The organism is Neobacillus sp. D3-1R (assembly GCF_052180215.1).
Taxonomy (GTDB): Bacteria; Bacillota; Bacilli; order Bacillales; family Cytobacillaceae; genus Pseudoneobacillus.
This window is the reverse complement of sequence record NZ_CP197471.1, coordinates 2,453,358-2,465,447: the sequence shown is the minus strand read 5'-3', so window position 1 is coordinate 2,465,447 and position 12,090 is coordinate 2,453,358. Positions and strand designations below refer to the sequence as shown.

At 35.6% G+C, this 12,090-nt stretch carries 12 protein-coding genes; all 12 read left to right on the top strand.

Annotation, left to right across the window (positions count from 1 at the left end; translation table 11 throughout):
• Positions 1-67 precede the first annotated feature (67 nt).
• The 12 genes from ACSBPO_RS12675 (at position 68) to ACSBPO_RS12620 (ending at position 12,016) form a co-directional block, all read left to right on the top strand.
• Positions 68-2,425: an FdhF/YdeP family oxidoreductase gene (locus ACSBPO_RS12675; RefSeq protein WP_442593776.1), complete on the top strand. Its 2,358-nt coding sequence runs from the start codon at positions 68-70 to the stop codon at positions 2,423-2,425.
• 60 nt (positions 2,426-2,485) lie between these two features.
• Entirely contained in the window at positions 2,486-3,262 is a 777-nt protein-coding gene (gene fdhD / locus ACSBPO_RS12670; RefSeq protein WP_442600360.1) for a formate dehydrogenase accessory sulfurtransferase FdhD, read from the top strand.
• Between the two features lie 239 nt (positions 3,263-3,501).
• Entirely contained in the window at positions 3,502-3,915 is a 414-nt protein-coding gene (locus ACSBPO_RS12665) for a hypothetical protein (RefSeq protein ID WP_442593774.1), read from the top strand.
• Positions 3,916-3,924: 9 nt separating this feature from the next.
• Positions 3,925-6,411, top strand: a complete 2,487-nt coding sequence (locus tag ACSBPO_RS12660) for a molybdopterin oxidoreductase family protein (RefSeq protein ID WP_442593772.1) — start codon at positions 3,925-3,927, stop codon at positions 6,409-6,411.
• A 164-nt stretch (positions 6,412-6,575) separates the two neighbouring features.
• Entirely contained in the window at positions 6,576-7,394 is an 819-nt protein-coding gene (locus ACSBPO_RS12655; RefSeq protein WP_442593771.1) for an STAS domain-containing protein, read from the top strand.
• 35 nt (positions 7,395-7,429) lie between these two features.
• Positions 7,430-7,810, top strand: a complete 381-nt coding sequence (locus ACSBPO_RS12650) for a YkvA family protein (RefSeq protein ID WP_442593769.1) — start codon at positions 7,430-7,432, stop codon at positions 7,808-7,810.
• A gap of 145 nt (positions 7,811-7,955) precedes the next feature.
• A complete protein-coding gene (locus ACSBPO_RS12645) occupies positions 7,956-8,492 on the top strand; it encodes a GNAT family N-acetyltransferase (protein ID WP_442593767.1) in 537 nt (178 codons plus the stop codon).
• Positions 8,493-8,528: 36 nt separating this feature from the next.
• Positions 8,529-9,398, top strand: coding sequence for an aminoglycoside 6-adenylyltransferase (locus tag ACSBPO_RS12640; protein WP_442593765.1), 870 nt, complete (start codon positions 8,529-8,531; stop codon positions 9,396-9,398).
• Positions 9,399-9,446: 48 nt separating this feature from the next.
• A complete protein-coding gene (locus ACSBPO_RS12635) occupies positions 9,447-9,983 on the top strand; it encodes a GNAT family N-acetyltransferase (RefSeq protein ID WP_442593763.1) in 537 nt (178 codons plus the stop codon).
• A gap of 180 nt (positions 9,984-10,163) precedes the next feature.
• Positions 10,164-10,298: a hypothetical protein gene (locus ACSBPO_RS12630; protein ID WP_442593761.1), complete on the top strand. Its 135-nt coding sequence runs from the start codon at positions 10,164-10,166 to the stop codon at positions 10,296-10,298.
• A gap of 26 nt (positions 10,299-10,324) precedes the next feature.
• Positions 10,325-10,447: a hypothetical protein gene (locus tag ACSBPO_RS12625; RefSeq protein WP_442593759.1), complete on the top strand. Its 123-nt coding sequence runs from the start codon at positions 10,325-10,327 to the stop codon at positions 10,445-10,447.
• 246 nt (positions 10,448-10,693) lie between these two features.
• Positions 10,694-12,016 carry a phenylacetate--CoA ligase family protein gene (locus ACSBPO_RS12620; RefSeq protein ID WP_442593757.1) on the top strand — a complete coding sequence of 441 codons (1,323 nt, stop codon included), beginning with the start codon at positions 10,694-10,696 and terminating at the stop codon, positions 12,014-12,016.
• The last annotated feature ends 74 nt before the right edge of the window (positions 12,017-12,090 follow it).

The following is a 12,090-nucleotide window of genomic DNA, read 5'->3' as shown; positions in this document are numbered from 1 at the left end:
GAGAATATCTCTTAGGTGGTTTTTTACTGATAAGCTCGAATAATTCGATATTTTAGGAGGAACCAAAATGGGAAAAACCAAACATCCAGGACCACAAAAAAAAGCATGGTTACCGGCACCTAAACATTGGGTAAGCCCTATTCCTTTTGGACTAGGAAAAATAAAGCCAAAACATATTCGGGATACAATGAAAATAGCATTTGAAAATAAAGATAATTTTGCTTACGCGACAAGAATTATCACAAAAGGTGTTTGTGATGGTTGTGCTCTTGGTGTATCCGGGCTGTATGACCAAACTTTAGAGGGACCACATATTTGCACCACTAGATTAAATGTCCTTCGATTAAACACAGCACCTGCCATTAAACCTGAAATCCTACATGCGGACATTGATGTGTTAAGAAAATATGATAGCACAGAACTTCGAAAGCTAGGTCGTATTCCATATCCAGTGATTCGCCGACAAGGAGAACGGAAATTTTCTCGTATTACATGGGATGAAGCAATGGATTTAATAGCTGATAAAATGAAAAAGATAGACCCAAAACAATATGCCTTTTACTTAACTTCTAGAGGGATCACAAATGAAAGCTATTATGTAGCAGGAAAAGTGGCTCGTTTTTTAGGTGCCAATAATATTGACAATGCCTCTCGTATTTGTCACTCTCCAAGTAAAACGGCGTTAAAACGTTCGATTGGAGTAGGGGCATCGACAGCTAATTATTTGGATTGGATTGGAACGGATGTTTTATTGTTCTGGGGTAGCGTTGCTTCGAACAGTTCTCCGGTTTCTACAAAATATATGTTAGAAGCAAAGAAAAAAGGAACCAAGATAATAGTAGTTAACCCTTACCGGGAACCTGCTATGGATAAGTATTGGATTCCTTCCAACCCTGAGTCAGCTCTCTTCGGAACAAAGGTTGCGGATGACTTCTATCAAGTTAATATTGGTGGCGACATTGCCTTTATGCATGGAATAATGAAGCATTGGTTTGATATGGAAGAAAAGCAACATGGATCAGCTATTAATCATGAATTCGTGCAAAAACATGTTAATGGCTACGAAGAACTTAAAGCAAAAGTTCATGAGCAAAATTGGGATCATATTGTGCAATCATCTGGTGTTTCAAAAGAACGTATTATGGAATTATCTGAAATATTAGCAAAAGCAAAAAATGCAGTATTTGCTTGGGCATTAGGTTTAACCATGCATTCTTTCGCAACGGATAATATTTCACAAGTTGCTAATTTAGCACTCCTTCGCGGGTTCTTAGGTCGCAATAATTCGGGATTAATGCCATTTCGTGGACATTCATCTGTTCAAGGATCAGGAGAAATGGGAGCTGACCCGTTTGTCCTGCCAGGCGGAGATTTTCACGGTGAAAATATTGAACGCATTGAAAAAATATGGGGCTTTAAACTTCCACAATGGCAAGGGGACATTGTCGGGGTTACACTTGAAAACATCCTTCTTCCTGAAAATCATGAACGAAAGGTTAGGCTTTATTATTTAAGTGGAGGAAATTTCTTAGAGACGATGCCAGATCCTGAGTTTGTGGAAAAGGCTTTATCTGAACTTGAAATTCGTGTTCATCAGGATATTATATTAAATACTTCAACATTGGTGGATGCAAAGGAAGCTGTAATCGTACTTCCTGCAAAAACGAGATATGAACAAGAAGGTGGAGGAACCTCTACTTCTACAGAAAGAATGGTTTATTTCTCTCCAGAGATCGATGGCAACCTTAATCAAATTGAAGAAGCACGTGCTGAGTGGAAAATCTATGTTGACTTAGCTAAACGAGTTAAACCAATGACAGCTCATTTAGTTGACTTTAGAAATGCGGATCAAATACGCGAGGAAATCGCTTTGGCAAATCCAAATTATGATGGAATTCAACATTTGAAAAAACAAGGTGATGTATTCCAATGGGGTGGTGCATGGTTGTGTGAGGATGGAATTTGTCCAACCCCTGACGGAAAAGGTAATTTAATCCAAGTTGATATTCCAGACTTAAATAAAAAGGAAGGTCAATTTCTCTTAACAACTCGTCGAGGCAAACAGTTTAATTCTATGGTCTATAACGAAGTTGACCCAATGAATGGTGCTGAACGTTATGACGTTTTAATAAATTCTGAGGATGCAAAAGAGCGCAGTATTGCTGAAGGAGAAGGAGTGGTTGTATACAACGGATTTGGTGTCTTCCAAGGTAGAGCAAAAATCGCCAATATCTCTAGAGGCAACCTTGGTGTCCATTTCCCTGAGGGCAACTTTCTACTTCCAAAAGGAAGATATGAAAAATATGCGGGAATCCCAGACTATAATATTGCGGTATCCTTGGAAAAAGCGGAACGTTTTAATGCCCGTAAGGACACTCAATATTTAGAAAAAAACATTCCAGACCTTGAAACAGAGGTCAGTTAATGAAGCGAAAGAAACAACATGAAAGGGGGAACTCATGTGGTAAATTCAGTAGATGAAATTATGACATCACGCAGTATTGTTCGATATAATGGGCAAGATTTTTTAGAGGAAGATGATGATATTGCTGTAGAATATCCCTTAACCATTATCTTAGATGGAAAAGAATTTGCGACATTGGTGTGTACCCCAGCAGACATGGAAGAATTAGTTGTAGGTTTTCTGGCATCAGAAGGAATTATACGTGTATACGAAGATATTAAAACGATGAATATAGATGAAGCAAAAGGCTTTGCATATGTTGACTTAGTAAACGTACATTCTGTTCAAAAAGATCAACATTCTAAAAGATTTATAGGCTCCTGCTGTGGAAAGGGCCGTCAATTTTACTTTTATAATGATATGAAAACCGCGAAGACTATAGTTTCAAAACTAACGGTAACCACTGAACAATGTAAAGACTTAATGAGAAAAATGCAAGAAGGTTCTTCCTACTTCCAACAAACTGGTGGTGTACATAATGCTGCCTTATGTACAAAAGATGGAGTTGTTGTATCCCGAACAGATATTGGACGACACAATGCGTTAGATAAACTGTATGGATATTGTATTCTTCATCGAATTCCCTTAAGAGACAAATTAATTGTTTTTAGTGGGAGAATATCATCTGAAGTTCTGCTTAAAGCTGCTAAAATTGGGGTCGGAATCGTCTTATCAAAGTCAGCTCCTACTAACCTTGCTCTAGATTTAGCAAATGAACTTGGAATTACAGCTGTTGGCTTTATTCGTGGCCAAGGCTTCAATGTCTATACTCATCCATCTCGGATTATTAAAAACTAAAAGTAAAATGCCTCATTCGTAAATGAATGAGGCATTTTTATTGGAAAACTGTTTACTAGGTGAGGTGAATAAAGGTTATTACTTTTTATAAGATCTGGCTACAGATATCCCTTTTTATTAGGGTGGGTATGTCGTGCATAGTACATGTTATCTAAGAGTATTTATAAGTTAAGGTTCCTATTCTTTAGAAAACGTACATTTGAGTTGAAATATTAATGATCAAATAGGAGGAGTTTCCTTTGTATCATCATATTTTGAGAATCTCACAAATTATAAAAATATTAACCGAGCAGTTTCCTGTAAATAAAAACCCTATTGAAATGAGAATGGGCCCACTTTTAATGGAAATGGAATGGGCCGTTAAACAACTGTTATCTATATTGGAAGCTCCAACCTTAATAAAAGAAAATCTAAAGTCTGTCGTCTCCATCTTATACCGTGATGATGAAGCGACGGACCCTTTGATGAGGGCTTGGGTAAGAGCCTCAACTTGGATGGGAAGTCCAAAATTACAAGAGGTGAAGAAGGCCCAAAAAATGTATGAGTCAATAAAAGAAGAGCTCAAAAACATGGTTCCCCATGTTGAAGCCATTTTCGGGGAAGAGGAATCACGTTATATTATTCCTCCTTTATTTAGACCAAAAAAGGGGTGAGGTGCTCTAATGTCATGGAATAATGAATCAAGAGTTGATATGAATATATATTCTCAAGGGGAAGTCGATAAATGGGTATATAATACCTGTAATATTTGCTCCATCGGTTGTGGCTGCTTTGTGGCAGTCAAAGATAATAAAATTGTTGGGATAAAAGGTAATGCTGAACATCCAATTAATAGAGGTAGATTAGGACCGAAAGGCGAAAACCAATGGTATGCCAATAATAGCCCAGACAGACTCATGACACCGCTTATCCGAAAAAATGGAACACTTGTAGAAGCTAGCTGGGATGAAGCTTTTAGCTTACTTACGACAAAAGTAAAAGAAGCCAATAAAACAATGGGTCCCAATGGGGTAGCTATATATTCGACTGGCCAAGGAACTCTTGAAACTTATTATACGATTGGAAAAATAGGAAGAGCTGGTCTGCGCTCTCATCTCCTAGACGCAAATACCAGACTATGCACCGCTACAACAGAATGGGCTTTACTTCAGTCTTTTGGTGCAGATGGTGTTCCTGCTTCTATGGATGATGTCGATGTGACAGATACCATTATGCATTTTGGGCATAACCCTGCAGAAACAGGTACAGTTTTTTTCGAAAGAATTATGAAACGTAAAATAGAAACAGGTACTCCGTTTATGATTGTGGTGGACGTTAGAAAAACATTAACGGCGAGTGAAGCAGATTTATTCTTACAGTTAAATCCAGGAACTAATTTAGCTCTATTAAACGGGATAATTAACTTAATCATAAAGAACGGACAATTAGATCAAGAATTTATACAGAATCATACTATACGATTTAATGAAGTTGTAAAGTCAGTTGAACCATGGACCACAGAATTGACATCTCAGGTAACAGGTGTTCCAATTGACATGATTGAGAAAGCAGCGGAAATACTCGGGAATACACCTTCTCTTATTTCTACTACACTTCAAGGAACCTATCAAAGTGTGGATGCGACAAGTTCATGTGTAGCCATCAATAATTTACACTTAATGAGAGGATTAATTGGAATGCCGGGTAGCGGACCGTTTCATATGGCAGGACAGCCTAGTTCATCAGGTAATAGAACGGTAGGAGGAGTTGGAACTTATCCAGGAAATCGTAATCCTGATAATCCGAAACATATACAAGAAATAGCCAAACTCTGGAATGTAGAGCCCGATCAGCTAGAAGTAGGTCCAGAAAAGGGGATTGAAGAAATTCTTTATCTAATGGAACAAGGAAAAGTTGGAGTGTTTTGGAATATATGCACCAACCCAATGGTCTCTCTTCCGAATAGAAATCGTGCTAAGAAAGCATTTGAAAAAACGTTTGTTGTGGTCCAGGATCCATTTTTGACAGAAACATCTGTATTGGCAGACCTTGTTTTACCTGTTGCCATCTGGGGTGAAAAAGAAGGAACAATGGAAAATACAGACCGAACGATTAATTTACTAACAAAAGCTGTTGACCCTCCAAATGGTATTCTTTCTGATTTTGAGATATTGATTGAATTTGCAAATAGAATGGGTTTTAAAGATAAGGACGGAAACCCTCTTATTTCCTATAAAACTCCAGAAGAATGTTTCGAGGAATGGAAGGAAATATCGAAAGGGAGACCTAGTGATATGTCTGGTATTACTTACGAAAAACTTATGAAACATAATGGTTTAAGATGGCCCGTTAATGAAGAACATCCATTAGGGACTACTCGTCTTTATAGTCATTATAAGTTTCACACAACAGTTGATGATGCTCAAAGCTTCGGTAAAGAACTTTTTACAGGAAGACCACGAACCAAAGAGGAGTTCGAGAGGTTAAATGCAAATGGAAAGGCTATCATGTATCCAACACATTACGTTCCCCCAGCGGAGCAGCCAAGAAAAGAATTTCCGTTTTGGCTAACCACAGGTCGTCTTGTATGGCACTGGCATACTAGAACAAAAACAGGTAGATCCCCTTATTTACAAATGGTAGCCCCTCAAGGATATGTGGAAATAAATATCGAGGATGCCAAAGAACTGGGATTAGTTCCAGGTGAAGTGGTGAAAGTATCTTCACCAAGAGGTTCTATAGACGTTCCGACGCGTATTGTTGATACAATCAAATCGGGTGTGGTATTTGTCCCATTTCATTTTGGGAGCTGGGAAAATAATCAGGCTGCCAATGAATTAACGACAGATTTTACAGATCCTCTTTCCAAGCAGCCAACCTTTAAACATGCTTCCTGTAAAATAGAAACAATCAGAAAGAAGATTCAAGTTAGCCAGGATCATTCTTTTGAGCAGATTGCTGATGCAAATCATCTTACAATGGATGAACTAGCAAGAATCAATAAAATGATGCCTCCCTATCGGGCAGATGTTGGTAGAACAGTAGAGGTTCCCCTATCTAGGATTGATGTAAAGATTCCTCCATATATGCCATATCGAAATATTGATAGACTTCCACACTTTGGTCAGTCAAGTTTGCCATATACAAAGCTAGATATAGAAAAAAGATAAAAAAAATCATAGTTACCAAAGGGTAACTTTATTTTTTTATAGAGATAGACAATATTAGGATAATGTATTTAATAGACAATATTAAAATCTACTTTTATACTTAAATGTAACAATTATCATTTATGGTGAAATAAGGGATAATCTTGTTCAAAGGAGTTGTAATAGTGAATTTGGTTGAAGGTTTTAAGGAATATTTGATTCAGTATGCTGAAAAAATTAGTATAGAAATTGTTAATTATAATTTAGGAAAGTTGGATATTAAACTACCAGAGGAAATTGTTCAAAAGGCTATAAAAACAAATAAAGAATTTTTGGAGTTCCTTGGAAGTACGTTAAACAAAACAGATGAAAATGTGTCTGTGGACTTTATTCAATGGCATAAAAAGAGTGAAGAGGAAAATGAGTCTAGCTATACAGAGGACATTTCTAGTCTTATAAAACCTTATGCTGAAACACGTCTCCAGTTAATTAAAATGCTTACTAAAATCTCAATTGAACAGGGTTTATCAACCGAGGAAGTTGTTTATATCAATAACCGTATTAGCTATCTCCTCGATTTAAGTATAACAAGAATTATACAACTAAGGGAAAATTCAGCAAGAGAAGTAAATAAGAAAAATCAAAAGGTGATAACTGAGTTATCCTCTCCAGTGGTTCCTATTCAAAATGGTAGGGCTATCCTTCCATTAATAGGAGAATTTGATTTAGATAGAAGTGAGCATATTTTAAACAGTGTAATACCAAAGATTAATGAACTTAAAATTGAAACCATCATTATAGATTTCTCTGGAATTGTGACGATTGACAATGTTGTTGCTAATCGCATTTTAAATATTCATGAGGTTCTGCAATTACTAGGAATTAGTACAATCTTTACAGGTATTCGACCTGACTTAGCATCTAAAATTGTTAATTCAGGAATTGACTTCTCAGATTTTCATACTTTTGGTACTGTACAACAAGCTATTAAAAGCATGGGTTAATAAATTCTTATATTCTTTTAGATAAAGGAGATATCATGCAGAAAATAAAAGATTGGGCGAAAAAGTTAAAGCGTAACATCTTTACTTTATACTTTGCCTATAAAGATGGAAGAGTTTCGTTATATGCTAAAATCTTTACTGCGTGTGTTGTAGCATATGCATTTAGTCCAATTGATATCATACCTGATTTTATACCTATTCTTGGTTATTTGGACGATTTAATCATTGTACCAATAGGGATTTGGTTAGCTTTAAAAATAATACCAAAAAGTGTGGTTTCTGATTGTGAAGTAAAAGCGGAGGAAATGATGAAAAATGGAAAACCAAAGAATTGGTTTGTCGGAGCCTTGATAATCATACTTTGGTTTCTACTGTTTACATGGTTACTCTTAAAAGTCTATCCACTACTATTTTAATGAAGAATAGGCTTTTGAATAAAAAGGTCAATTGGCTAAGTATTTAAAACTAGCCAGTTGGCTTTTTTATCACAATTAGGAGCTATCAAAAGATTGGAAAGAGCAATCCCTACAGATTAGAAAAAATAAAAAGGGGAAATTGAAAATGGTAACAATTAAATTAGTGCCTCATCATGAACAATATGCAGAAAGACTATTTGAACTATCTTCTGACCCACAAGTAAACGAACATTTAAGCTTCAAAGACGATTCAGTAGAAGACACAAAATGGTTTATCATTCACATCATAAATGAAGAAAAAGAAGGAAAATCAATTAGTCGCGTCATATTAAATCAGGATAATGAAGTAATTGGAGTTACTACGTTAATGAATATTAATCAGGAAAAGCGCCAATGTCATATAGGAAGCTGGATTGGTAAGGAATATTGGGGTAAGGGATATAATCAAAAAGCGAAGGAAGAGATACTAAAGGTTGCGTTTAAACAGTTAGATTTAGATGTAGTGTTAGCAGGCGCTAGAAAAGTAAACATTCGATCCCAAAAAGCTCAGGAGAAACTACCTTATATTTCTTTGAATGTTGAAAAACACTATCCGGAAGAGCATAAACAGCTGGAAGAAAAAGAAAAGGTACCATGTGTATTGAATTGTGTAACCAAGGAGAATTTCCTTAAGCATTTCTAGGGATAACTATTGAAAACTAGGAGGTCCAGCTAAGGAATGAGAACAGAAAAAGAAATGATGGATTTAATAATAAATACAGCACAGGAAGACGATAGAATTCGGGCTGTTTTGATGAATGGATCTCGAACGAATCCGAATGTAAAAAAGGATTTATTTCAAGATTATGATATCGTCTATATTGTAAAAGATATCCAATCTTTTACCAAAGATCATAGCTGGGTCGATTTATTTGGTGAACGTGTTATGATGCAGATGCCTGAAGATAAAGTAACCCCACCAGCCTTAAATGATGGCCGCTTTATGTACCTCATGCAATTCATGGACGGAAATCGGATTGACCTTGGATTAATTCCAATTGAAAAAAAAGATGAACTTCTAATTCCGGACAGTTTAAGTATCCTGCTTTTAGACAAAGATGGTGTACTTGGTGCAATACCACCTTCAAGCGATATTGATTATCACATTAAGCGTCCAACTGAAAAGGAATTCGATGATGTATGTAATGAATTCTGGTGGATTTGTATGAATATTAGTAAAGGAATCTGGCGAGAAGAATTAACCTATGCGATGTTTATGAAAGAGCAAATAAATCGAAATGTACTCATTCGAATGGTCGAATGGTATATCGGGGTAAACACAAATTTTTCGATTAGTGCTGGGAAATTAGGTAAGAATTTTAAAGATCTTCTAAAAAAAGAAGAATGGGAAGAGTTTGTATCCACCTACTCGGATTCTAATTATAAAAACATCTGGCAGTCCATGTTCAACATGTGTGACTATTTTAGGAAAGTCGCGGTTCAGGTTGCTAAACATTTAGAATTTCAATATCCATATGAAGATGATAAAAGAGTTACAGAGTACTTAACGAAGGTTAAAAAGTTACCTGAAGATTCTAAAATTTTTTAATAAGAATGATATGATATTTTTAAGTCTATTTTACTAGAGAGGTACAATATGAGAGAGATAGAAACGAATAGATTATTGTTAAGAACATTAAATACGAATGATTCAGAAAGAATTGAAGAGTTAGCTGGAGACTACGATGTAGCAAAAACCACTTTAACGGTTCCACATCCTTATCCTGGAGGTTCTGCTAAAAATTTTATTGAAAGTGTATTAGAAGCAGAAAAAAGCGGCAGATTAGTTATATTTGCTATTATTGAAAAAGAGCAGCAACAGTTAATTGGAATTATCAATCTAAGTGTTAATCCTACATACCGACGAGGGGAATTAGCATACTGGGTTGGAAAACCTTATTGGGGAAAAGGCTATGGTACCGAAGCAGCAAAATCTTTATTAGCTTTTGGCTTTGAAGAATTAAATTTAAATAAAATTTTTGCGCAATCTTTTACTAATAATCCAGGTTCTTACAAAATCATGGAAAAAATAGGGTTGAAATATGAAGGTACACTTAAACAACATGTTGCTAGATTTGGGGAATTTTATGATTTAGCACATTATGGCATATTACGAGAAGAATATAAAAGTTAAAGTTAGTTTGTTAGATAGTAAAAGTGTAAGAAGAATGGCGACAGTTTAAAAGCTATTCTTCTTTTTTGTTTAAATGATCATTTCAAAAAAAATTCTTTAATAATTCTTTTATGAAAAAGTATGAAACAATAGTGAAAATTATTTTGAAATTGGTGCATCTTATTATTGGAGGTGACTAAAATGAGAGAAAAAGAATTCAATATTCCTAACGTAAAATTAGGTGGGAAAATTGTAAAGGAAAAAGGAAGAAAAGATGGTGCAGGCGAACTTGGAAATGATGAGGATATCAATACAGGTAAAAGAAACAAAAAATAACAATTGGAAAGGGAAGTGGACCTATCATGACCAATAAGAATGACAATCGCGAACGCAAAAATAAGTATCCAAATAATAAAAGTCAAGATAATGCCTCGAAAGACGTAAATATCAGAAGTGAAATTACCCAAAAGGATATGCAAAAATAATAGATGGAGGACGGACTAATCCGTCCTCTTTGCATTTTTTGATAAAAATCCCTGTTATACCATCCATTATTCATAAGTCTTTATGGGTAATTTTATTGAAAATAAATAATTTTTAGAATATTATTTGACTTTATCCTTTATCCAAGTTAAATTTAGTGTTAAATAGCAGATGAAAAATATCGCGTCGGTAAAATAGCGTTATATGTTTCTGCTCTGTAATCTAACTTGGTTAGGGGGATTTGATGCATGATTATCCATGAAATTGAAACCGCTTCCAGAGAAGAGGTGGAACAACTTCAATTAATGAGACTTCAAGAGACGATTAATAGAGTTTACAAAAAGGTGTCCTTTTATAAAAAGAAGTTTGATGAATTAGGAGTTAATCCAGAAGATGTTAGTTCAATTAGAGATCTTATCAAACTACCTTTCACCCTTAAGAAGGACTTAAGAGAACATTACCCATTTGGCTTCTTTGCTGTTAATCAAAGCGAGGTGATTCGAATTCATGCCTCCTCTGGTACAAGTGGGAAACCTACCGTAGTGGGGTATACTAAAAAGGATATAAAAAATTGGTCAGAGCTTGTAGCACGTGCCATAAGTATTGCGGGCGGTAAGGCAGGAGAAATATTACATAATGCTTACGGATACGGTTTATTTACAGGGGGATTAGGATTACATTATGGTGGGGAAGAGTTAGGAATGGCTACTGTTCCTGTTTCTGGTGGTAATACCGATCGGCAAATTACCCTTATCGAAGACTTTAAACCAACTGTTATTTGCTGCACACCATCGTACTTATTAAATATTGCGGAGCGTATGGTAAAACAAGGAAAAGACCCAAAAAGAACATCCTTAAAATATGCCATTTTGGGAGCAGAGCCTTGGTCAGAGGAAATGCGCCGTACTATAGAGAAAATTTTCGATTTAAAGGCATGTGATATTTATGGGCTAAGTGAGGTCATGGGTCCAGGTGTTTCGATGGAATGTCATGAAGCACAAGATGGTTTACATGTAGCAGAAGACCATTTTCTAGTGGAGGTAATTGATCCAAATTCACTTTTGCCAGTTCCCGATGGAGAAGATGGTGAGCTTGTTTTTACAAGTTTAACAAAAGAAGCATTCCCTATTATCCGTTATCGTTCTGGTGATATTGGTTCGATTAACCGAACAAAATGTAAATGCGGACGTACAACGATTAGAATGTCTCGGGTAAAAGGCCGGATTGATGATATGTTGATTGTTCGTGGGGTAAATGTCTTTCCATCTGAAATTGAACATTTCTTATTGACTATTGAGGAAATCGAACCTCATTATCAGCTTCATTTATTTAAGAAGGGAAGTCTTCAGCAAATAGAACTTCAGGTGGAAGTGACCGAAGAAATCTTTAGTGAAATTCATGGTGATATGAACCATGGCAAAATTAATAAACTTAAAAAGGAAATCCAGAATTTAATTAAAAACCAATGCCTTGTTCACGTAGATGTTAATATTCTACAGCCGAAATCAGTGCCAAGATCAGAAGGTAAGGCAGTCCGAATTGTAAACCATAATGAATCTATAAAGATATAGAATTTATGATGAAATGATTTGTTAGCGTAATTTTTGCGATATATAAAAGTGGTTGACTATTGATTTAATCAACT